The organism is Methylobacterium sp. 1A (assembly GCF_058072805.1).
On record NZ_JBYQVE010000001.1, the window covers coordinates 550,286 to 571,326 of the forward strand.

The 21,041-nt window shown below is 72.0% G+C and carries 18 protein-coding genes; 9 read left to right on the forward strand and 9 right to left on the reverse strand.

From position 1 onward, the window contains the following. Nucleotides 1–35 precede the first annotated feature (35 nt). Genes ACX9MN_RS02690 through ilvA form a run of 3 tightly spaced genes read left to right on the forward strand, consistent with a single transcriptional unit; the run spans nucleotide 36 to nucleotide 3,056 of the window. Entirely contained in the window at nucleotides 36–1,094 is a 1,059-nt protein-coding gene (locus tag ACX9MN_RS02690; protein ID WP_100252193.1) for an AbrB family transcriptional regulator, read from the forward strand. Then, nucleotides 1,091–1,438 carry a diacylglycerol kinase gene (locus ACX9MN_RS02695; protein ID WP_020093477.1) on the forward strand — a complete coding sequence of 116 codons (348 nt, stop codon included), beginning with the start codon at nucleotides 1,091–1,093 and terminating at the stop codon, nucleotides 1,436–1,438. The genes ACX9MN_RS02690 and ACX9MN_RS02695 overlap by 4 nt, the downstream gene beginning before the upstream one ends. Before the next feature lies 1 nt (nucleotide 1,439). Further along, on the forward strand, nucleotides 1,440–3,056 hold the full coding sequence (ilvA, locus tag ACX9MN_RS02700) for a threonine ammonia-lyase, biosynthetic (RefSeq protein ID WP_331299481.1): 1,617 nt from the start codon (nucleotides 1,440–1,442) through the stop codon (nucleotides 3,054–3,056). 34 nt (nucleotides 3,057–3,090) lie between these two features. On the opposite strand, the gene ACX9MN_RS02705 is transcribed toward ilvA, so the two are convergent. The 3 genes from ACX9MN_RS02705 to ACX9MN_RS02715 all read right to left on the reverse strand — a co-directional run bounded on the left by ACX9MN_RS02705 (nucleotide 3,091) and on the right by ACX9MN_RS02715 (nucleotide 6,182). Then, nucleotides 3,091–3,750 (reverse strand): MgtC/SapB family protein, encoded by a 660-nt coding sequence (locus ACX9MN_RS02705; RefSeq protein ID WP_020093479.1) that lies wholly within the window; start codon nucleotides 3,748–3,750, stop codon nucleotides 3,091–3,093. Between the two features lie 82 nt (nucleotides 3,751–3,832). Beyond that, on the reverse strand, nucleotides 3,833–4,771 hold the full coding sequence (locus tag ACX9MN_RS02710) for an EcsC family protein (RefSeq protein ID WP_489723640.1): 939 nt from the start codon (nucleotides 4,769–4,771) through the stop codon (nucleotides 3,833–3,835). A gap of 25 nt (nucleotides 4,772–4,796) precedes the next feature. Next, nucleotides 4,797–6,182, reverse strand: a complete 1,386-nt coding sequence (locus tag ACX9MN_RS02715) for an AmpG family muropeptide MFS transporter (RefSeq protein WP_056522528.1) — start codon at nucleotides 6,180–6,182, stop codon at nucleotides 4,797–4,799. A 203-nt stretch (nucleotides 6,183–6,385) separates the two neighbouring features. On the opposite strand from ACX9MN_RS02715, the gene ACX9MN_RS02720 reads away from it, so the two are divergent. Together ACX9MN_RS02720 and ACX9MN_RS02725 are read left to right on the forward strand one after the other, a co-directional pair. Further along, entirely contained in the window at nucleotides 6,386–7,462 is a 1,077-nt protein-coding gene (locus ACX9MN_RS02720) for a histidine kinase dimerization/phosphoacceptor domain -containing protein (protein WP_100252196.1), read from the forward strand. A gap of 57 nt (nucleotides 7,463–7,519) precedes the next feature. Further along, complete coding sequence (locus ACX9MN_RS02725; protein WP_020093483.1) at nucleotides 7,520–7,957, forward strand: response regulator; 438 nt, start codon at nucleotides 7,520–7,522, stop codon at nucleotides 7,955–7,957. 40 nt (nucleotides 7,958–7,997) lie between these two features. Here the strand turns inward: ACX9MN_RS02725 and mutS are convergent, their stop codons facing one another. The 5 genes from mutS to ACX9MN_RS02750 all read right to left on the reverse strand — a co-directional run bounded on the left by mutS (nucleotide 7,998) and on the right by ACX9MN_RS02750 (nucleotide 14,409). Continuing rightward, nucleotides 7,998–10,715, reverse strand: a complete 2,718-nt coding sequence (gene mutS, locus ACX9MN_RS02730; protein ID WP_100252197.1) for a DNA mismatch repair protein MutS — start codon at nucleotides 10,713–10,715, stop codon at nucleotides 7,998–8,000. A gap of 142 nt (nucleotides 10,716–10,857) precedes the next feature. After that, nucleotides 10,858–11,166 (reverse strand): hypothetical protein, encoded by a 309-nt coding sequence (locus ACX9MN_RS02735; protein ID WP_026604979.1) that lies wholly within the window; start codon nucleotides 11,164–11,166, stop codon nucleotides 10,858–10,860. 237 nt (nucleotides 11,167–11,403) lie between these two features. Next, nucleotides 11,404–12,261 carry an alpha/beta fold hydrolase gene (locus ACX9MN_RS02740; RefSeq protein WP_100252198.1) on the reverse strand — a complete coding sequence of 286 codons (858 nt, stop codon included), beginning with the start codon at nucleotides 12,259–12,261 and terminating at the stop codon, nucleotides 11,404–11,406. A gap of 70 nt (nucleotides 12,262–12,331) precedes the next feature. After that, on the reverse strand, nucleotides 12,332–12,535 hold the full coding sequence (locus ACX9MN_RS02745; protein ID WP_020093487.1) for a hypothetical protein: 204 nt from the start codon (nucleotides 12,533–12,535) through the stop codon (nucleotides 12,332–12,334). Nucleotides 12,536–12,675: 140 nt separating this feature from the next. Next, a complete protein-coding gene (locus ACX9MN_RS02750) occupies nucleotides 12,676–14,409 on the reverse strand; it encodes a patatin-like phospholipase family protein (protein WP_489723642.1) in 1,734 nt (577 codons plus the stop codon). A 210-nt stretch (nucleotides 14,410–14,619) separates the two neighbouring features. Between ACX9MN_RS02750 and ACX9MN_RS02755 the strand changes: the two genes are divergently transcribed. The 4 genes from ACX9MN_RS02755 to mmsB all read left to right on the forward strand — a co-directional run bounded on the left by ACX9MN_RS02755 (nucleotide 14,620) and on the right by mmsB (nucleotide 19,846). Next, nucleotides 14,620–15,369, forward strand: coding sequence for an SDR family oxidoreductase (locus ACX9MN_RS02755; protein WP_056522513.1), 750 nt, complete (start codon nucleotides 14,620–14,622; stop codon nucleotides 15,367–15,369). Between the two features lie 545 nt (nucleotides 15,370–15,914). Then, entirely contained in the window at nucleotides 15,915–16,988 is a 1,074-nt protein-coding gene (gene chvE / locus ACX9MN_RS02760) for a multiple monosaccharide ABC transporter substrate-binding protein (protein WP_331299471.1), read from the forward strand. 99 nt (nucleotides 16,989–17,087) lie between these two features. Next, complete coding sequence (mmsA, locus tag ACX9MN_RS02765) at nucleotides 17,088–18,623, forward strand: multiple monosaccharide ABC transporter ATP-binding protein (RefSeq protein WP_489723643.1); 1,536 nt, start codon at nucleotides 17,088–17,090, stop codon at nucleotides 18,621–18,623. A gap of 95 nt (nucleotides 18,624–18,718) precedes the next feature. Beyond that, complete coding sequence (gene mmsB, locus ACX9MN_RS02770) at nucleotides 18,719–19,846, forward strand: multiple monosaccharide ABC transporter permease (RefSeq protein ID WP_331299480.1); 1,128 nt, start codon at nucleotides 18,719–18,721, stop codon at nucleotides 19,844–19,846. A gap of 205 nt (nucleotides 19,847–20,051) precedes the next feature. On the opposite strand, the gene ACX9MN_RS02775 is transcribed toward mmsB, so the two are convergent. Next, on the reverse strand, nucleotides 20,052–21,023 hold the full coding sequence (locus ACX9MN_RS02775) for a polyprenyl synthetase family protein (RefSeq protein ID WP_026604982.1): 972 nt from the start codon (nucleotides 21,021–21,023) through the stop codon (nucleotides 20,052–20,054). Between the last annotated feature and the right edge of the window lie 18 nt (nucleotides 21,024–21,041).

Below are 21,041 nucleotides of genomic sequence, written 5' to 3' on the forward strand. Positions count from 1 at the left end.
TGCCGGCTGAAGCGGGCCTCTCCCGATCGGTCGCCTTGCCCCCTCTCCGCACCCTCGGCCTCTGGGCCGCCCTCGCCGCCGCGTCGGCGGCCGTGTCGTACGGCCTGATGCAGGCGCAGTTCCCGGCCGCGCTGCTGCTCGGGCCGATGATCGCGGCCATCGCCTTCGGCGTCGGCGGTTCGCGCCTGCGCGTCCCGCGGCCCGCGTTCCAGGCCTCCCAGGCGGCGATCGGCTGCCTCGTCGCGCACGCCGTCACCGGGCAGATCGCCCAGACCCTGATGGAGGACGGGCCGCTCATCGTCGCGGTCGTGCTGGTCACCGTCGCGGTCAGCGGCCTCGTCGGCTGGATCCTGACCCGCCTGCGCGTGCTCCCCGGGACCACCGCGGCCTGGGGCTCGTCCCCCGGCGGCGCCTCCGCCATGGTGGCGATGGCCGAGGATTTCGGCGCCGATCCGCGCCTCGTCGCCTTCATGCAGTACGTGCGCGTCGCCGCCGTGGTGTTCTCGGCCTCGCTGGCCGCCCGCTTCCTGATGGAGGCCCCGGTCCCGGGGGCGTCGGCCGGCGCCGGCGAGGTCACCGGTCCGCTCTCGCTGCTGGCGACGCTCGTTGTCGCCGCCGTCGGCGCGGGCGCGGCGCTCGCCCTGCGGGTTCCGGCCGGCGCGCAGATCGGGCCGATGGTGCTGGGCAGCCTGCTCCACGCTACCGGGCTCGTCCGGATGGCGCTGCCGGTGCCGCTCCTCGAACTCGCCTACGCCTGCATCGGGATCTACGTGGGGCTGCGCTTCACCCGTGAGACGCTGCGCCTGACCGTCACCGCCCTGCCGGGCATCCTGGCGGCGACCTTCTCGGTCATCGCCCTCTGCGCGGCGTGGGGCTGGGGACTGACCCTCCTGCTGCCCATCGACCTGCTGACCGCCATCCTCGCCACGAGCCCCGGCGGCCTCGACTCGGTGGCGATCATCGCGGTCGGCTCGAAGGCGGACGTCTCCTTCGTGCTGGCCGTCCAGACCCTGCGCCTGTTCGTGGTGCTGCTCACCGGCCCGCTGCTCGCCAAGTGGATCAGCCGGTCCGTGCCGGAGGCCGCCATCCGATGAACGCCCTGGTCCTCGCCTTCCTCAATTCCTGGCGCGGCCTGCGCCACGGCGCGCGCACCGAGCGGGCCGTGCGCCAGGAACTCGTGCTCCTGGCGCTCGGGATCCCGGTCGCGCTGTTCCTCGGCGCGACGCTCTGGGTGCGCGTCGCCCTGATGGTCAGCCTGCTGCTGATGCTGGCCGCGGAGTTCCTGAACACCGCCGTCGAGAAGCTCTGCGACCACGTCCATCCGGGCCATCACCCGATGATCGGGACCGTGAAGGACCTCGCCTCCGCCGGCACGTTCATGGCGCAGATGGCGGCGCTGCTCGTCTGGGTGGCGGCGCTGGTGGACCGTCTCGGCTGACCTGCCGCGCGCGGGGCGCGCTCGCATCCGCGGGCCGGAGGGTCTATCTGGCCGGCATCGCCCCGCGCATCGGCCGAGACTGCACACCGTGACGGACTACATCCGCAAGATCCTCACCGCCCGCGTCTACGACGTCGCGATCGAGAGCCCCCTCGATCCGATGCCGCGCCTGACGCAGCGGCTCGGCCGGCCGGTCCTGCTCAAGCGCGAGGATCTCCAGCCGGTTTTCTCGTTCAAGCTGCGCGGCGCCTACAACAAGATGTCGGGCCTGCACCCCGACCAGATCGCCCGCGGCGTCGTCTGCGCCTCGGCGGGCAACCACGCCCAGGGCGTCGCCCTCGCCGCCGCCAAGCTCGGCGCGCGGGCCGTCATCGTGATGCCGCGCACCACCCCCTCGATCAAGGTCGATGCCTGCCGGGCGCGCGGGGCCGAGGTCGTGCTGCACGGCGACGCCTTCGACGAGGCCCTGGCGCAGGCCAAGATCCTCGAGGCCGAGCAGGGCCTGACCTTCCTGCACCCCTTCGACGATCCGGACGTGATCGCCGGCCAGGGCACCATCGGCAAGGAGATCCTGGAGCAGCATACCGGACCGATCGAGGCGATCTTCGTGCCGGTGGGCGGCGGCGGGCTGGCCGCCGGGATCGCGACCTTCGTGAAGTACCTGAGGCCCGGCACCAAGGTGATCGGCGTCGAGCCCGAGGACGCCGCCTGCATGGCCGCCGCGCTCGCGGCCGACACCCGGGTCAGCCTGCCGAGCGTCGGCCTGTTCGCCGACGGCGTCGCCGTGCGGCAGGCCGGCGAGGAGACCTTCCGGCTCTGCCGCGAGCATCTCGACGAGGTCATCACCGTGGACACCGACGCCATGTGCGCCGCGGTCAAGGACATCTTCGACGACACCCGCGCGGTGTCCGAGCCCTCCGGGGCGCTGAGCCTCGCCGGCGCCAAGCTCTACGCGGAGCGCGAGGGCGGCGACGGCACGCTGATCGCCATCTCGTCGGGGGCGAACCTGAACTTCGACCGCCTGCGCCACATCGCCGAGCGCGCCGAGATCGGCGAGCAGCGCGAGGTCCTGATCGGCGTGACGATCCCGGAACGTCCGGGCGCCTATCGCGCCTTCATCCAGGCCCTCGGCCCGCGCGCCGTCACCGAGTTCAACTACCGCCACGCCCCGGGCTCCGAGGCGCAGATCTTCGTGGGCATCAACGTCGGCGGCGGCAAGCGCGAGAAGCAGGCGCTGATCGGCTCCCTGCGCGACGCCGGCTACCGCGTCCTCGACATGAGCGACAACGAGATGGCCAAGGTCCATGTCCGCTACATGGTCGGCGGCCGGGCCGTGGGGGTGGCGCACGAGCGCCTGTTCCGCTTCCAGTTCCCGGAGCGGCCGGGCGCGCTGATGAAGTTCCTCGAAGCGCTGGGCCCGGACTTCGACATCACGCTGTTCCACTACCGCAACCACGGCGCCGATTACGGCCGGGTGCTCGCCGGGATCGCGGTGCCGCCGGCCGAGCGCGCCCGCTTCGACGCCGTGATCGAGGCGCTCGGCTACCCGGCCACCGACGAGACCGAGAACCCGGCCTACCGCCTGTTCCTCGACGGCGAGGGCGCCGGGGCGCTCTGAGCCCCGGCGGCGGCTCGCACCGCATCACCCGCCGTCAGCTCTCCGCCACGTCGACGGAGGTGACGTCCGGCATCGCCCGCAGCTTCGCCGCGATGGTCTCGAAGCTCGTCCGCGACAGGCGCACGAAGGTGACGGTGACCTCGTCGAGGTCCGGGTCGGGGCCCGGATGGACCGTGAAGGTCCGGACGCGCGAGGCACGCTCGCCGGTCGCCGCCTGGAGGGTGTCGATCGACATGGTGCCGCGCTTGGCGGTCAGCCGCAGCGTCTGGGCGCGCATCCGGTCGCGCCAGCGCTCCTCGAAGGGCTTCACGCCGGCCAGGATGCCGACGATGAGCGCCGTCGCGGCGAGGGCCGGCACGTAGAGGCCGCTGCCGATCGCCAGCCCGATCGCCGCCACACCCCAGAGGCTCGCGGCCGTAGTGAGGCCCTTCACGACTTCGCCCCGCAGCAGGATCGTCCCCGCGCCGAGGAAGCCGATGCCGGAGACGACCTGCGCGGCGATCCGGGACGGGTCGAGGACGACGTGCTCGGCGCCCAGCACGTCGGCGAAGCCGAAGGCCGAGACTAGCATGATCAGGCAGGAGCCGACGCAGACCAGCATATGGGTCCGCAGGCCGGCCGCCCAGAGCAGCCGCTCGCGCTCCAGGCCGACCACACTGCCGAACAGCGCCGCCAGCGCCAGCCGGGCCACCATCTCGCCGTTGCCGATCAGGACCGCCTCCGTGCCTCCGCCCCGTGCGGATGGCGCGGATCCTTGCGGCTTTACCGCGGGCGGATCAAGCGATCCCGAGGGCCGCCTTCTCGACCTCGTAGGCGGCCCGCACCGCGGCGGCCCCGTAGGCGCGCTCCAGGCGCCGCACGGTGAAATGCGCCCGCGCGGTCGATTGGAAGTGGTTCATGAAGGCGGTGTTGACCGCCGCGCCGCCGAAGGCGCCGAGGATCGGCACCGCCTGCGCGGCGACCTTCTGGGAGACGACCAGACCGAAGCGCGCGGCGATCTGGGCGGTGAAGCGGATCAGCGCCGGCGCCGACTGGTCGAGGAGCGTCTTGCTCCCGGCGTAGCGCGCCGCCTCCGACAGGGTCTTGGCCAGCGCGGCGCGGACCGCGAAGTAGCCGCTCTCGGTGAGCGCCGAGCCCGCCTCGGTCTCCGCCATGGCCCGGCCGCCGAGGGCGAAGACCTGCACGCAGGCGAGCGCGCCTTCGGGGGTCTCGAGATCCTCCCCCTCCTCCCGGGCGATCTCGGCGATCGAGCGCAGCATCAGCGTGGTCGAGACCGGCAGCTCGACCGCCAGCGTCGCGAGGCCGAACGCGCCGCCGACCGCGCCCGAGAGCGCCGCCATCGCTCTGTGCTTGGCGTCGCCCGAGCCGAGCAGCCGCGCGAGACGGCTCTCGGCCTTCGCGGCGACGGCGCCGAGACCCTCGCCCTCGGCGGGGACGAGTTCCTTGCGCGGCAGCGTCGCCAGCGCGACGCGCAGCGCGCCCCGCATGGCCACCTCGGTGCTGCGGCTGACGGCCTCGGTGACCGGGGTCGGCAGCGATCGGCCGATGATGTCGAGGGGCGCGCCGGCCGCCGCGGAGAGCCGCGCCGCGAGGCTCGGACGCTCTAGCACCTGCACGGCGCGGCGCAGGGCGGCGAGGTCCGCGTCGCTCAGCGCTATCTCTGGCGTCTCGGCCGGCAGCGTCTCGCCGGCGCGGGTGAGGTCGCTCGTGCTCATCCGTCGATCCCTGGATCTGTCCCGCTCACGCGGCCCCGGGGGCGCGCGCCGTGGTAGGAAGCTCGGGCCCCGGGATGCGGTTCCCCGGCTCCTGGGCGTCCCGCGCCGGGGCCGCGGCCTCCACCCGACCGCTCCGGCGCCCGACCGCGAGGCAGAGCACGAGGACGGGGATTCCCACGAGGGAGGTCATGACGAAGAAGGCCGGGTAGCCGATCGCCGCGACCACGAAGCCCGACGAGCCCGCGATCAGCTTGCCCGGCAGCGCGTAGAGCGAGGAGAACAGCGCGTACTGCGTCGCCGCGTAGGCCGGGCTGGTGAGGCTCGACATGTAGGCGATCAGCACGATCCCCGCGAAGGAGCCGCAGAAGTTCTCGATCGAGATGGCCACGGTCAGGCGCCAGATCTCGGGCGCGCCGGCCGCCAGCCACGCGAAGGCGAGGTGGGAGGCGGCGGCCAGGAAGGCGCCCAGCAGTAGCGTCGGGAACAGGCCGAAGCGGGCGAGCGCCCAGCCGCCCGCGAAGCCGCCCGCGATGCCGACCCAGATGCCGTAGAGCTTGGTGACGGTGGCGATCTCCTTCAGGTCGAAGCCCAGCGTCCGGTAGAGCGGGCTCGCCATGACGCCCGACAGGAAGTCGGGCAGCCGGAACAGGGCCACGAGCAGGAGGATGCCCCAGAGCGCGCCGCCGAACCGGCCGTGCAGCTCGGTCAGCGGCTCCAGGATGGCGCGGCGCATCGACCAGAACCGGGACCGGCCGGGCGTCTCGGCGGGGGCCGCGCGCGGTCTGTCGAAGGCCGGGGCCAGCAGGGCGGCGATCATCCCGACCAGCATGAGGGCGGCCATGATCAGGTAGGCCAGCGTCCAGCCCCCCGCGGAGGCGATGAACAGCGCGCCCGCGCCGGCGCTGATCAGGCCGAGGCGGTAGCCGAGGTTCGAGGTCGCCGCCAGGATGCCCTGGAAGTCGCTGCCGGCGGCGTCGATGCGCCAACCGTCGATCACGACGTCCTGGCTCGCCGCGCAGAACGCCACCAGGAAGGCCCCGAGCCCGAGGAGGGCGAGGTTGGTCTTCGGGTCCGAGAAGGCCATCAGGATCAGGCACAGGGCGACCGCGGCCTGCGTCGTCACCATCCAGGCGCGGCGGCGCCCGAGCCGGGCGCTCAGCACCGGCACGTTCAGGCGGTCGATCGCGGGCGCCCAGAGGAACTTCAGCGAGTAGGGCAGCGCCACGTAGCTGAACAGGCCGATCGCCCGCACGTCGATGTCCGAGAAGGCGAGGCGGAGCGTGAACGTCCCCAGCACCAGGAGCAGCGGCAGTCCGGACGAGAATCCGAGTGCCAGCATGAGCGCGATCCGCCGGTCCTCGACGATGTCGCGGAGCCGGAAGCGACGCGTCGCCTGTGGCTGGTTCGCCATGGCATGGAACTCCTGAGCGTTCGTGGCCTTGATCCCGCGAAATCGTGGCAGCCTTACGCCGCACCTGTCTCCGCTGGATCGTGCTGTCTTGCGCCCCAATCTTGGTAGAAGCTTGCTTAACGCGGTGTCCACGTCCCGCGGTCGGAGCGCGATGGTGGCGCCGCCGGACGAACGGGGCCACCGCCTGACTGTGGAATGATGCGTTGAGTGCCCGATCCGAGACCGGTCCGCCCCTCGCGACGCTGGTCGACGCGTTCGCGTCGAGCCCGTCGCCGATGGTCATCACCGATGCGCGCGCGCCCGACAACCCGATCGCCTGGGCGAACGACGCGTTCCTGAGCGCCACGGGCTACGCCGCCGACGAGATCGTCGGGCGCAACTGCCGCATGCTGCAGGGGCCGGCCACGGACCGGTCGACGATCCAGCGGATCCGCGCGGCCGTCGAGTCCGCCGAGGCGATCTCGGTGGAGCTGCTCAACTATCGCAAGGACGGGTCGTCGTTCTGGAACGCGATGACCATCACGCCGGTGCGCGACGCCGAGGGGCTCGCCTACTTCTACGCCGCGCAGGCGGACATGACCCATGTCCACCAGATGGAAGTGTCGATGCGCGGCACCAACGACGAGCTGGAGCGCCTCGTCGCGGCGCGGACCCAGGACCTGACATCGGCGCTGGAGCAGAAGACCGCCCTCCTCCACGAGGTCGACCACCGGGTGAAGAACAATCTCCAGGTGATCTCGTCGCTGATGCTCCTGAAGGCCCGGCGCACGCCCGAGGGCGAGGCGCGCGACGCGCTCCAGGGCATGGCGGAGCGGATCGGCGCCCTCTCGACCGCCCACCGGATGCTCTACTCCGAGGGCGACTGCACGCACTTCAACCTCGGCGACTTCGCGGCCGAGTTCCTGGCCGACATGAATGCCGGCCTGGACCCGGAGCGGCGCCGGGTGGAGGCCGATGTCGAGCCGATCGCGGTGGCCGCCGCGATGGCGGCGCCTCTCGCGCTGATGATCCACGAATTGACGGCCAACGCCCTGCGCCACGCCTTCCCGGGCGAGCGCGAGGGGCGCGTGTCGATCGTCGCCCGCCGCACCGAGGGCGGGATGCACATGACGATCCGCGACGACGGCGTCGGCGTCGCCGCGGCGGCCCCGAACCCGGCGGGGTTCGGGCGCAATCTCGTGGAGATGGTGGTTCGGCAGATGCGCGGGACCATCGCCTGGGCGGATGCCGGCCCGGGCACGACCGTCGAGATCGACATCCCGCTCCAGCAGCCGGCTTGAGAAATCGACGTGGAGGCATCAAGCTCGTCGGCCGCGGGGCCGGAGGACGAAGAGCGCATGGGGACCGGGAACGCCGCCGCGGACGCCGCCCTCCGCATCCTCGTGGTCGAGGACGAGGCCCTGATCGCCCTCGAGCTGGAATGCCTGCTGGACGATCTCGGGCACGTCACCGTCGGCGTCGCCGGCAACGCGACGGAGGCCATCGCGATGGGCCGGTCCACGGCGCCCGACGTCGCCCTCGTCGACATCCACCTCGTCGACGGCCCGACCGGCATCGACGTGGCCCGGGCGCTCTCGGCCGACCGGCGCACCACCGTGGTGTTCATGACCGCCAACGCCAAGCGCATCCCGGCCGATTTCGCCGGCGCGATCGGGGTGATCGCCAAGCCTTATTCCGAGCGCGTCGTGGCCAGCACCCTCGACTACGTGGCCGATCGCCGGGCCGGCCGCGACGGGCCGGCCTGCCCGGACGGGTTCTCGCCCGCGCCCGTCTGAGATTCTTCGGGTCAGGCCCCCGGCGCGCGGCCCACGGGTCTCAGCCCCGCGCCGCCCGCTCGCGCTTCAGCCGGTACAGCGCGTCCAGCGCCTCGCGCGGCGTCAGCGCGTCCGGGTCGATCCCGTCGAGCAGCGCGCCCAGCGGATCCTCCGGCGGCGGCTCCGGCGGCGGGGGTGGCGCGAGGGCCGCGAAGAGCGGCAGGTCGTCGATCCGGGCGCGGGCGGGACGGCCCCGCTCGGCCTTCTCCAGGCTCTTGAGGATCGCCCCGGCCCGGGTCACGACGCTGCCCGGGAGGCCGGCGAGCCGTGCCACCTGCAGCCCGTAGCTGCGCTCGGCGACGCCCGGCACGACCTCGTGCAGGAACACGACGCCGTCCCGGTGCTCGGCCACCTTCAGGGTGGCGTTCTCCAGCCGCGCCAGCCGGTCGCCCAGCGCCGTCAGCTCGTGGAAATGCGTGGCGAACAGCGCCCGGCAGGCATTCACCTCGTGGAGGTGCTCCAGGCAGGCCCAGGCGATCGACAGGCCGTCGAAGGTCGCGGTGCCGCGGCCGATCTCGTCCAGGATCACCAGGGAGCGCCGGGTCGCCTGGTTGAGGATCGCCGCGGTCTCGACCATCTCGACCATGAAGGTCGATTGCCCCCGGGCGAGGTCGTCGGCGGCGCCGACGCGGGAGAACAGTCGGTCGACCCGGCCGATCCGCGCCTCCGCGGCCGGCACGAAGGCGCCGATCTGGGCGAGCACCGCGATCAGCGCGTTCTGGCGCAGGAAGGTCGACTTGCCGCCCATGTTGGGGCCGGTGATCAGGCGGATCCGGCCGCGCGTGTCGCCGGACAGGTCGCAGTCGTTGGCGATGAACGGCTCGCCGGCCCGGCGCAGGGCCGCCTCGACCACCGGGTGGCGGCCGCCGACCACGACGAAGCTGAGCGAGTCGTCGACCACGGGACGCCGCCAGTCGAGCTCGACGGCGAGTTCCGCGTGGCTCGCCGCCACGTCGAGCCCGGCCAGCGCCTCGGCCACCTCGGCGACGGGCTCGGCCTGGGCCAGCACACGGGCCGCGAGGTCGTCGAAGACGGCGGCCTCCAGAGCCAGGGCCCGGTCGGAGGCGCCCGAGATCTTCGATTCGAGTTCGCCCAGCTCGACGCTGGTGAAGCGCATCGCGTCCACCATGGTCTGGCGATGGACGAACTCGCTCTGCAGGCCCTTCAGGCAGGCCTCGCCGACCGATTGCGGGACCTCGATGAAGTAGCCCAGCAGGTTGTTGTGCTTGATCCGCAGGGTCCGGCAGCCGGTCTGCTCGGCGTAGCGCGCCTGAAGGGCCGCGATCACCTTGCGGGAATCCTGTCCGAGGGTCCGCGCCTCGTCGATCTCCGGGTGGTAGCCCGTGCGGACGAAGCCGCCGTCGCGCCGGCTCAGGGGCAGCTCGTCGGCGAGCGCCGCCGCCAGGGTCGCGATGAGCGCCCGGTCGGCCTCGGCCAGATGCTCGGCCAGCCGGGCGAGTTCCGCCGGGAGGCCGTTCATGGCGGCGAGGCGCGCGCCGAGATCCGCCGCGACCGCGAGGCCGTCGCGGATGGCCGCGAGGTCCCGAGGACCCGCGCGACCGAGCCCCGTCCGCGAGAGCGCCCGCGCGAGGTCGGGCGCGCGGGCCAGGGCGTCGCGCAGGAAGCCGCGCAGGCGCGCGTCCTCCACCAGATACGCCACCGCGGCGTGCCGCCGGGCGATGGCGTCGAGATGGGTCAACGGGCCCGCGAGGTGCTCGGCGAGCAGCCGCGCCCCGTTCGCCGTCACGGTCCGGTCGATCGTGGCGAGGAGGCTCCCGGCGCGCTCGCCCGACAGGGTGCGGGTGAGTTCGAGATTGGCCCGCGTCGCCGCGTCGATCGCCAGGGTGGCGCCGCCATCCTCGCGGGTCGGGACCGCCAGGGGCGGACGGGCCGCGAGCTGCGTCCGGGCGATGTAGAGCAGCGCCGCCCCGGCGGCCGCGATCTCGGCCCGGGTGAACTGGCCGAACCCCTCCAGGGTCGAGACCCCGTACTGCTCGCGCAGGCGCCGCTCGGCGGCCGCGGGCTCGAGCTCGGCCTGCGCCAGAGGTACGACGGCCGCGCGGCTCTCCTGCCAGAGGCGCGCCAGGGCCGGATCGGCGTGGATCGCCTCCGACAGGACGATCTCCCGCGGGTCGTGCCGGGCGATGGCGCCGGACAGGTCGCCGCCCGCGACCTCGCTGAGGGAGAAGCGGCCCGTGGAGATGTCCACCGCGGCCAGGCCGTAGGCGACCGCCCCCTCCCCCGTCTTCCGGCGGCCGATGGCCAGGAGGAGGTTGGCGCGGGCCGGGTCGAGGAGCCGGTCCTCGGTGATCGTGCCGGGCGTGACGAGCCGCACGACCTCGCGGCGGACCACGGATTTCGGCCCGCGCTTCTTGGCCTCGGCCGGATCCTCGGTCTGCTCGCACACCGCCACGCGGTGGCCGAGGGCGATGAGTCGGTTGAGATAGTCGTCGGACCGGTCGACCGGCACGCCGCACATCGGGATCTCGCCGCCCGCGTGCTTGCCGCGCTTCGTCAGGACGATGCCGAGGGCCCGGGACGCGATCTCCGCGTCCTCGAAGAACAGCTCGTAGAAGTCGCCCATCCGGTAGAACAGCAGGCAGTCCGGATTGGCGGCCTTGATCTCGATGTACTGCGCCATCATCGGCGTCGCGCCGGCCGGGTCCAGGCCGGGCGTGGGCGTCGTGTCGGCGGCGGGGCGGACGGCGGTTCTGGCCATGCCGCCTCTTAGCAGAGCGACGCCGGCGAATCAGGCCGGGCGAACCGATGCGACTGGGGAGAAGGCGCCCGGACTCCGCATCGCCGGTGGATGGCGCCCGGATCCGCCACAGCCTGCGCGGAATCCGGGCGCGGTCGCGATGTCAGTAGCGCGGGCCGCCCGTGGTGTTGCCGAGCTGCTGCTGGTAGCCCGGGCGCGACGGGTTGCGGGCGTTCGGGTTGCCGTGGCGCATCGTGTTCATGCGCCGCATCCGGCGCTCGTGCCGGGTCGAGTGATGGCGGTGCATCCGGTGATGATGCATGCGGTGATGGCGATGCATCGCCACGGTCTCGACCATGTCGGATCCGGCGAAGCCGGGCTGCGCGATCGCGGGCGCGGCCTGCGACGCGACGGTTCCGGCCAGGAGGCCGCCGAAGACCACACCCGCGGTCAGGAAAGAACGAAAAGACATCGTGGAGTAGCTCCGATCAGCCCTCATGGGCCACCACCAAGTGACAAGTGCTCGTCATGTTCCGGAGCGGCGAGCGAAAAATAGTACGTGGCTTCCGAGAAGCGAACGGATTACCGCACCGCCCGACGCGCGTCCGCACTCGCCGGCGCGGAGACTTGCGAGATCCGGCCGTGCATTGAATATCGCTCTACAACTTGCCCGCGTGGACCGGCCCGCTTTCACGCGGGTGCAAGGCGGCTAGCGGAGGAACGCGCCGAGGTCGGCGTTGACCGCCTCGGGCTCCTCGTGGGCGAGCCAGTGGCTGGCCCGCTCGTACCAGCGGAGCCGGCCGGCGTCGCAGTACGCGAGGCTCGCCTCCGCCAAGCCGGGCTGCAGCGCCGTATCCCGTCGCCCCCAGAGGATCAGCACCGGCACGCGCACCCGCGGCGGCCGCGCCCGGGGCAGCTGCACAAGGGCCCGGTACCAGTTCAGCATGCCGGTCATCGCGCCGGGCCGGAGCCACGCCGCGACGTAATGGTCGAGATCGGCCTGCGCGAAGGTGCCGGGCCAGCTGGAGGTCGTCAGCGCGCGCCGCAGGGCCCGGCCGCGATCCGCCGTGAGCAGCCGCTCGGGCAGGCGCGGGAGCTGGAAGAGGCCCACATAGGTGCTGCGCAGCCACTGACCGGGATGGCGCCGCATGTAGGCGCCGACGATCGCGGGATGCGGCGCGTTGAGGATCGCCAGCCGGTCGATCCGCTCGGGGTGGCGGCTCGCCACCCACCACGCGACGAGGCCACCCCAGTCGTGGCCGACGAGCCGCACCGTGGGCGCGCCGTAGGCGTCGGCCAGGGCCAGGACGTCGCCGGCTAGCCGGTCCAGGTGGTAGGCGGCGATCCCCGCCGGCTTGTCGCTGAGGCCGTAGCCGCGCTGATCCGGTGCGATGATCCGCAGCCCCGCCTCGGCGAGCGGCCCGATCTGGTGGCGCCAGCCGTACCAGGATTCCGGGAAGCCGTGCAGCAGGATCGTCGGCGGCCCCGTCTCGGGGCCTGCCTCGGCCACGTGCAGGCCGACCTCCGGCAGGGCGATCCGGCGAAACCTCACTCCCGCGACGGTCATCCTCGCGCGCGCTCCGTCATGTCGGGCCCCCCCGCGGCGGAGAACGCGCGCATCCTCCGGTCCGGTCCGCTCAGAAGCCGAGCGCGGCGCCGTCACCGGCGTCCGGGGAGAGCTGGTCGCGCAGACGCTCCGGCGCGGTCCGCGTCCAGAGGCACAGCAGCACGAAGGCGGCGCCGTGCAGGAGGGCGTGCGGCCCGGAATGGTCGGCTGCGGCGCGCCGGTCCGGCGCGGAACCGGGCACGGCGCCGGTCGGGGTCTTGGCAGGATGGGTCATGGTTCCGGTCTCCCGATGACGTGTTGCACCGGAGATCGTCGGCGGATGGTCCGGGTTACAGGGCCGCGGGCGCCGCGCGTGCGCCGCCGCACGCGGACATCTCAGCGCACCGGGTCAGAGCACCGGGTCAGCGCACCCGTTCAGCGCATCGGATCGAGCCAGCGCGCGAGGGTCCCGGTCGCGATGCCCGCGCGGGTCTCCCGGTAGCCGAGCTCCGCCGATTCCCGGAAGCGCGACCACGCCCGCAGGTCGATGCCGGAGAGCTGCGGCTTCAGCACGGCGGTCGCGTGGGCCGCCGCCATCAGGCTCTGCGCGTCGCTCGACACGGTGGCGGCGCGCAGGAGCAGCGGGGCCAGGCCCGGCATCGCCAGCGGCGAGCCGATCAGCCTGCGCATGAGCCGGCCGCTCCACCCGCGCCGCGGCATGTCCTGGAACGCCCGGTCGGTCCCGACATCGACGGCCAGGACCGGTCCGCGCTCCAGCCCGGCGGCGACGTCGGCCGGCAGGTTGTTCATCATGCCGCCGTCGACCAGGACGCCCTCGTCGCACAGCACGGGCGGCAGGAGGCCGGGGATCGCGATGCTGGCGCGCAGGGCCTTCGGCAGGTCGCCCGAGCGGTGCACCATGGTGTTGCCGGTCGTCAGGTTCGACGAGACGCAGAAGAACGGCAGCCAGAGGTCCTCGATGCGCACGCCGCCGTAGCGCGCCGCGAGGCCGGCATCGACCTTGGCGCCGCGGGTCAGCGCGTGCAGCGGCAGCGTGTAGTCGTTGATCGGGTTGCTGGTGGCGAAGAACGCCTCGATCTGGGCCTGGATCTCCGCGACGCTCCAGCCCATGGCGAGGCTCGCCGCGATGATCGCGCCCATGCTGGTCCCGCCCACGAAGTCGGGCGCGCAGGACACCTCGTCGAGGGCCTTGAGCACCCCGAGATGGGCGAGCCCACGCGCCCCGCCGCCGCCGAGGACGAGGCCGCGCGCCGACCCGCTGGCGAGCCGCGCGAGGCGATGCAGATCCCCCCGGTCGCCGTCCCGGACCTGGATGCGCATCGCCGCGGGCAGCGCGGCGACCTCCGGATGCAGGGCCCTCGGGCGCCGGGCCGCGGGGTCCTGGCGCACGACGAGGTCCATGCGGATCCAGTCGGAGCGCACCCGGTCGAGATAGGCCGCCGCGCCCGGCCGCGGCGGCGCGCCGGGCTCGGCGAGGAGCAGGACATGGTCGCCCCGCCGCTGGCTCTGGCGGCACCAGGGGCAGTCGATGTCGTGCGCCGCGAAGATCGTGCGCGCGTGGGCGCCCTCGAAGGCCTGGAACCACGCCTCGTCGGCGCCCTCCGGCCAGTCGGTGAGGCAGCCGGTCTGCCCGGGCAGCAGGGCGTCGAAGGCGGCGGCGAGCTGCCGCGCCACCCGCGCCGGATCGGGCCCCTCGGTCACGGCCAGGATCGTGAAGATCCGCGGCGCGTGGTGGACCGAGTGGCCGTCGTAGATCGCCCGCAGGCGGTCGGCGAGCATCCGGGCGAAGTAGAGGAGCGTGTGCGGGTGCTCGGCGATCACCGCCTCGAAGGCCCCGCGGGTGAGTTGCAGGAGGTGCGAATCGCGCAGCGCCATCACGGTCGCCGCCCGAGGGGCGTCCGACAGCAGGGCCATCTCGCCGAAGGTCTCGGGCGGCCGCAGGCGCGCGATCCGGGTCGGCCGCCCGGCATGGTCGCGCGCCGAGACGCCGACCGCGCCGGAGACCAGCGTGTACAGGGCGTCCCCGGTCTCGCCCTGCTCGAACAGGGTCCGGCCGCCCGGCACCGCCACCGGCACCATCCGGGCCCGCACGGCCGCGACCGCCGGCGCGTCGAGGCCGGCGAGGAACGGGATCTCGGGGGCGCTCACGCCGGGACCGCCGCGTCGCTCGTCCCGCGCAGGCCTGCCGACGAACCCTGCCCCATCGTTCCGTTCCCGTCCCCGTGTCTTTCGACCACCATAGCGCATGGCGGCCGCCGGTACGCCCCGTGACCGCGGCCCGCATCTGAAACGCCGGTGCCTTCGCGCGGCGGCGGCCATCCGCTACAGGCGGTGAAACACCGGAACCGGGAGGAACGCATGTCGGGGCTTGAGCGGATCGCGATCGTGACCGGGGCCGGGACGGGTGTCGGCAAGGCCGCCGCCCTGGCGCTCGCCGACGCCGGATGGCGCGTCGTCCTCTCGGGGCGGCGTCAGGCTCCCCTCGAGGAGGTCGCCGCGCGGATCGGTCACGGGGCGGTGGCGGTCCCGACCGACGTGACCGATCCCGACTCGATCGCCGCCTTGTTCGCGCGGACCAAGGCGGAGTTCGGCCGGCTCGACCTGCTGTTCAACAATGCCGGGATCGGCGCTCCGGCGGTCCCGCTGGAGGATCTGCCCCTCGAGACCTGGCGGCAGGTGGTCGACACCAACCTCACGGCGCTGTTCCTGTGCACGCAGCACGCCTTCCGGATCATGCGCGACCAGGATCCCCGGGGCGGCCGGATCATCAACAACGGCTCGATCTCGGCCCACGCGCCCCGACCGAACTCCATCGCCTACACGGCGACCAAGCACGCCGTGACCGGGCTGACCAAGGCGACCTCCCTCGACGGCCGGGCCTACGACATCGCCTGCGGCCAGATCGATATCGGCAACGCCGACACGCCCATGGGCGGCAAGATGAAGGCCGGCGTCCCGCAGGCGGACGGCTCCCTGCGGGCCGAGGCGGTGATGGATCCGGACCATGTCGGTCAGGCCGTGCTGTCCATGGCGAGCCTGCCGCTGGAGGCCAACGTGCAGTTCATGACCATCATGGCCACCAAGATGCCGTTCGTCGGCCGCGGCTGAACCAACGCGGTTTTCGGGCCCGCGCGGCGACGCCGCGCTGAACTGCTTGGCGGTGCGGACACGCGATCCGGCCTGCCCTGATCCGATCGAGCGGACCGGTCGTCGCCGCCGTGCCGATCGGCCGGCCGCGCCCCGTGGCCCGCGCGACCCCATCGCGCCGACCGGCGATCGAACTCGGACCTGAACCCGCGGCGCGCTCCACACACACCTGAGATCGCGCCGCGAGACGGGGCGCCGCGCGTGCCGATTGACGGACCCTTCTATAACTCATACAAATCGAATGCTCGAGCTTCTCAAGGTGCGGGCTTGGCCCTCGAAGAGGCTGCCGGCGGCGCCCGGATTGCGCCTCTGCCTGCCAACCCGGCCAAGTTTGCCGGATCGGCTCCCGCAGGGATATTCGGTCGGGCAGTGGATGAGTGTCGGCCATAGACTAGATAAGTAAAACATCGAGTTGTAATTATAAAAAATAATCAATCGACAATAACGGAAGCACGGACTCGCTTCGATTGAAGTCGAAGTCCGGCTGCGCAGCGATAGGGGGGATTATGATCGCCAGGCATACGGTTCTCAAATACATCCTGGGCCTGTCGCTCATCGGCGCGTGCGCCACGGCATCGGCGCAGGCGGCCGGCGGGGATTCGATCGGGGTCGCCATGCCGACCAAGTCATCGCAGCGCTGGATCGACGACGGCAACAACATCGTCAGGCTTCTGAAGGCCATGGGCTACAAGCCGGATCTGCAATACGCGGACGACGACATCCCGACCCAGCTCGCCCAGATCGAGAACATGCTCACCACCGGCGTGAAGATCCTGGTGATCGCTTCCATCGACGGCACGACCCTCAGCGATGTGCTGTCGAAAGCGAGCGAGCGCGGCGTCAGGGTCATCGCCTACGACCGGCTCATCCGGGGGACGCCGAACGTCGATTTCTACGCCACCTTCGACAACTACAAGGTTGGCGTTCAGCAGGCGACATCCATCGTCGACGCCCTCGGCCTGAAGGACGGGAAGGGGCCCTTCAACATCGAGCTGTTCGGCGGTTCGCCCGACGACAATAACGCATACTTTTTCTACGACGGCGCCCTGTCGGTGCTGAAGCCCTACATCGACGCGAAGAGGCTCGTTGTGCGCTCGGGCCAGTTCGGCATGGACAAGGTGTCCACCCTGCGCTGGGACGCCGCGACCGCCCAGGCGCGGATGGATAACCTGCTCTCGGCCTATTACGGCAACGCCCATCTGGATGCCGTGCTCTCGCCCTACGACGGCATCTCCACGGCGATCCTCTCGTCGGTGAAGAGCGTGGGCTACGGGTCCGGCGGCGTGAAGCTGCCGGTGATCAGCGGCCAAGACGCCGAGCTGCAATCGGTCAAGTCGATCATCGCCGGTGAGCAGACGGCGACGATCTTCAAGGACACCCGGGACCTGGCCAAGGTGACGGTGGCGATGATCGACGCCATCGAGGCGGGCCGACAGCCCGAGGTCAACGACGTGAAGACCTACGACAACGGCAAGAAGATCGTCCCGTCCTACCTGCTCACGCCGGTGATCGTTACCCGGGCCAACTGGAAGCCGGCCCTGATCGACACGGGCTACTACACGCTCGACCAGCTCAAGTGACCGATGCCGGGGCGGAGCCCGGTCGCTCCGCCCGATCCGATCCCCGCCGCGACGACTGTCGCGCGGGCCGAACGTGCAGTCCGAGCTGGTAGGCGCCGCATGCAGCCCGTTCTCGAAATGCGGGGAATCACCAAGACCTTCCCCGGCGTGAAGGCCCTCGCCGACGTCAACCTGACGGTCGAGCCCGCCGAGATCCTCGCCCTGGTCGGCGAGAACGGCGCGGGGAAGTCGACGCTGATGAAGGTGCTGAGCGGCGTGTATCCCTACGGGTCGTACACGGGCGACATAACCTACGAGGGGCGGCCGGGCCGCTTCCGGGACATCACGGACAGCGAGCGCCTCGGCATCGTGATCATCCACCAGGAACTCGCCCTGGTGCCGTACCTGTCGATCGCCGAGAACATCTTCCTCGGCAACGAGCCGGCCCGGTTCGGGGTCATCGACCGGGATCGTGTCCAGGCCCGCGCCCGCGCGCTGATGGCGATGGTGGGGCTCGACGAGAGCCCCGACACCCTCGTCACCCATCTCGGGGTCGGCAAGCAGCAGCTCGTGGAGATCGCCAAGGCGCTCTCCAAGGAGGCGAAGCTCCTGATCCTCGACGAACCGACCGCGTCGTTGAGCGAGACCGACAGTGAGGCCTTGCTGCAGCTCCTGCTGCGCTTCAAGGCGCAGGGCATCGCCTCGATCCTGATCTCCCACAAGCTGAACGAGATCGCCAAGGTGGCCGACCGGATCACGGTCCTGCGCGACGGCAGCACCGTCGAGACCCTCGACTGCCGCGGCGGCGCGATCGACGAGGACCGCATCATCCGGGCGATGGTCGGCCGCACGCTGGAGAGCCGCTACCCGGTCCGCACGCCGCGGATCGGCGCAGTGCTGATGGAGGTGCGCGACTGGACGGTCCACCACCCCGTCCACGCCGACCGGGCGGTGGTGCGCGACGTCGACCTGAGCCTGCGCCGGGGCGAGATCGTCGGGATCGCGGGCCTGATGGGCTCGGGCCGGACCGAGCTCGCCATGAGCCTCTTCGGCCGGTCCTACGGCCGGGACATCCGGGGCACGGTCCGGATCGAGGGTGTCGAGGTCGACGTCTCGACGATCGACCGGGCGATCGCGGCCGGCCTCGCCTACGTCACCGAGGACCGCAAGCAGCTCGGGCTCGTGCTGGGCGAGGACATCGCCCGGAACACCACCCTGGCGAACCTGCCCGGGATCTCCACCGCCGCGGTGATCGACGAGGCGGCCGAGCACCGGGTCGCGACCGGCTACCGCACCAAGATGCGCATCCGCTCCGTCGGGGTGACGCAGCAGACCGTGAACCTGTCGGGCGGCAACCAGCAGAAGGTCGTGCTGAGCAAGTGGCTGTTCACCCGGCCCAAGGTGCTGATCCTCGACGAGCCGACCCGCGGCATCGATGTCGGCGCGAAGTACGAGATCTACAGCATCATCAACGAGCTGGCCGAGGACGGCCGCGGCGTCCTCCTGATCTCCTCGGAGATGCCGGAACTGCTCGGCCTCTGCGACCGCATCTACGTGATGAACGAGGGGTGCTTCGTGGGCGAATTCGACCGCGCCGAGGCCAGCCAGGAAGCGATCATGCGCGCCATCATGCGCTCCAGGGGGCCGAACGGATGACCGACATCACAGTGAGCAAGTCCGTGAGCCCCGGCAGCGACCTCATACCGGCCGCCGCCGCGGGCGAAGTCCGGGCCGAGCGCGGCCGCCTGCCGATGGCGCAGCTGCGCGCCTACGGGCTCGTCGTCGCGCTGGCGGCGATCACGCTGTTCTTCGAGGTCGCGACGGGCGGCGTCCTGTTCCAGCCGCTGAACCTGACCAACCTGATCCTCCAGAACAGCTACGTCGTCGTGATGGCGCTCGGGATGCTGCTGGTCATCGTGGCCGGGCATATCGACCTGTCGGTCGGCTCGGTGGTCGGTTTCGTGGGGGCGCTCGCCGCCCTGCTGATGGTCCGCTTCCACGTCGACCCGTTCTCTGCGGCCCTCCTGTGCCTCGCGGTGGGCGCGGTCATCGGCGGTCTGCAGGGCTACTTCGTGGCCTACCTCGCCATCCCGAGCTTCATCGTCACCCTGGCCGGCATGATGGTGTTCCGCGGCCTGACGCAGGTGCTGCTGCAGGGGGCCTCCATCGGACCGTTCCCGGAGGTGTTCCAGCTCCTCGCCAAGGGCTTCCTCGTCAACGGCGCCGGACCCTGGACCGCCGTCCTGATCGCCGCCGCGCTGGTCGCGACGCTGACCGGGCTGAACTGGCGACGGCGGCAGGCGCGGCTGCGGAACGGGAGCCCGGCCGAGTCCCCGGCGGCGTTCATCGGCCGCAACGGCGTGACCGCCATCCTGATCCTGGCCTTCGCCTGGCAGATGAGCGCGTACCGGGGTCTGCCCAACGTGCTCCTCGTGCTGCTGGCTCTGGTGACGCTCTACGGCTTCGTGACGACGCGGACGACGATCGGGCGCCGGATCTACGCGCTGGGCGGGAACATCAAGGCCGCGCGCCTCTCGGGCATCAAGACCGAGCGGCTGACTTTCCTGACCTTCGCCAACATGGGTGCGCTGGCGGGCCTCGCCGGCATGATCTTCGTCGCCCGGCTCAACACCGCGAACTCGAAGGCCGGCGTCGGGATGGAGCTCGACGTGATCGCGGCCTGCTTCATCGGGGGCGCCTCGGCGGCCGGCGGGATCGGCAAGGTCTCGGGCGTCGTGATCGGCGCCTTCATCATCGGCATCATGAACAACGGCATGTCGATCCTGGGGATCGGCGTCGACTGGCAGCAGGTGATCAAGGGCGTCGTCCTGCTCGCCGCCGTGTGCCTCGACGTCCACAACAAGACCAACCGGCTCTGACCGGCGCCGCGCGCTCCGCGGCCCCGCCTCGGATGGCCCCGATCGGGACGGCGCGGGTCCGCCTCGCGGAGGGTTTCGATCCGGCGGTGCCGCGATCGCTTGTGGCGTGCCTCGCGTGGTCGTGGCGCAGTGTTCGCGGAGGTCGGGCCGCCGGGCCCGGCCCGGCCGCCCGAGGCGGCGGCCGGGTTTCCCCCGCCCGGCGCGATCAGGTCTTGCGGGCGACCGTGAAGCGGGCGGCGTCGCGCAGGACGCGGGCGCCCTCCCCCCAGGACGACACCGCGTCCTCGCAGACGCCGACGAGGCGGTCGCACTCGGCGCGGGCCCCGTCGATGCCGAGACGGTCGACGAGCGTCGCCTTGCCGGCATCCTTGTCCTTGCCGGTGGCCTTGCCCATGGCCTCGGGCGAGGCCTCCCGGTCGAGGATGTCGTCGGCGATCTGGAAGGCCTGCCCCAGGGCGAGGCCGTAGCGCAGGAGTGCGGCCTGCTGGTCCTTGTCGGCACCGCCGACGATCGCGCCGGCCTCCACCGAGAAGGCCAGGATCGCGCCGGTCTTCATCGCCTGCATCCGCAGGGTGTCGTCCACGTCCATGTTGGCCGCGCCGAACCGACCCTCGGCGGTGAGGTCGAGGAGCTGGCCGCCGACCATGCCGCCGAGGCCCGAGGCCCGGGCGAGGCCGAGCACGAGGTCGGCGCGGATGCGCGCATCCGGCTGCCAGGTCGGGTCGGCCACGATCTCGAAGGCCAGCGTCTGCAGGGCGTCGCCGACGAGGATGGCGGTGGCCTCGTCGTAGGCCTTGTGGACCGTGGGCTTGCCGCGGCGCATGTCGTCGTCGTCCATCGCCGGCAGGTCGTCGTGGACGAGGCTGTAGCAGTGGACCAGCTCGACGCCGGCACCGGCCGCCAGCGCGGCGGCCTCGGAGCCGCCGAGCATCCGGGCGGTCTCGATGGCGAGGAACGGCCGGAGACGCTTGCCGCCGCCGAGCACGGCGTGCCGCATGGCCTCCATCAGGCGGGGCGGCCGGGCGATCTCGCCGGCGCCGACCGCGGGGCCGAGCCGCTCGACCAGGAAGGTCTCGACCGTGCCGGCGACCTCCGTCAACCTGTGGGTAAAATCGGCGGCCGGCGTGACTGCCTTGACCGAACCGGTCGGTGCCTGCGTTGAGGGGGTCGGGGTCATCGGGCTTACGTCCGGTCC

Bases quoted from the DNA above. Each gene is read 5' to 3' on its own strand.
- ACX9MN_RS02695 (WP_020093477.1), top strand. From the start codon at position 1,091: ATGAACGCCCTGGTCCTCGCCTTCCTCAATTCCTGGCGCGGCCTGCGC.
- ACX9MN_RS02705 (WP_020093479.1), bottom strand. From the start codon at position 3,750: ATGGTGGCCCGGCTGGCGCTGGCGGCGCTGTTCGGCAGTGTGGTCGGC.
- ACX9MN_RS02710 (WP_489723640.1), bottom strand. From the start codon at position 4,771: ATGAGCACGAGCGACCTCACCCGCGCCGGCGAGACGCTGCCGGCCGAG.
- ACX9MN_RS02715 (WP_056522528.1), bottom strand. From the start codon at position 6,182: ATGGCGAACCAGCCACAGGCGACGCGTCGCTTCCGGCTCCGCGACATC.
- ACX9MN_RS02725 (WP_020093483.1), top strand. From the start codon at position 7,520: ATGGGGACCGGGAACGCCGCCGCGGACGCCGCCCTCCGCATCCTCGTG.
- mutS (WP_100252197.1), bottom strand. From the start codon at position 10,715: ATGGCCAGAACCGCCGTCCGCCCCGCCGCCGACACGACGCCCACGCCC.
- ACX9MN_RS02735 (WP_026604979.1), bottom strand. From the start codon at position 11,166: ATGTCTTTTCGTTCTTTCCTGACCGCGGGTGTGGTCTTCGGCGGCCTC.
- ACX9MN_RS02740 (WP_100252198.1), bottom strand. From the start codon at position 12,261: ATGACCGTCGCGGGAGTGAGGTTTCGCCGGATCGCCCTGCCGGAGGTC.
- ACX9MN_RS02745 (WP_020093487.1), bottom strand. From the start codon at position 12,535: ATGACCCATCCTGCCAAGACCCCGACCGGCGCCGTGCCCGGTTCCGCG.
- ACX9MN_RS02755 (WP_056522513.1), top strand. From the start codon at position 14,620: ATGTCGGGGCTTGAGCGGATCGCGATCGTGACCGGGGCCGGGACGGGT.
- chvE (WP_331299471.1), top strand. From the start codon at position 15,915: ATGATCGCCAGGCATACGGTTCTCAAATACATCCTGGGCCTGTCGCTC.
- mmsA (WP_489723643.1), top strand. From the start codon at position 17,088: ATGCAGCCCGTTCTCGAAATGCGGGGAATCACCAAGACCTTCCCCGGC.
- mmsB (WP_331299480.1), top strand. From the start codon at position 18,719: ATGGCGCAGCTGCGCGCCTACGGGCTCGTCGTCGCGCTGGCGGCGATC.
- ACX9MN_RS02775 (WP_026604982.1), bottom strand. From the start codon at position 21,023: ATGACCCCGACCCCCTCAACGCAGGCACCGACCGGTTCGGTCAAGGCA.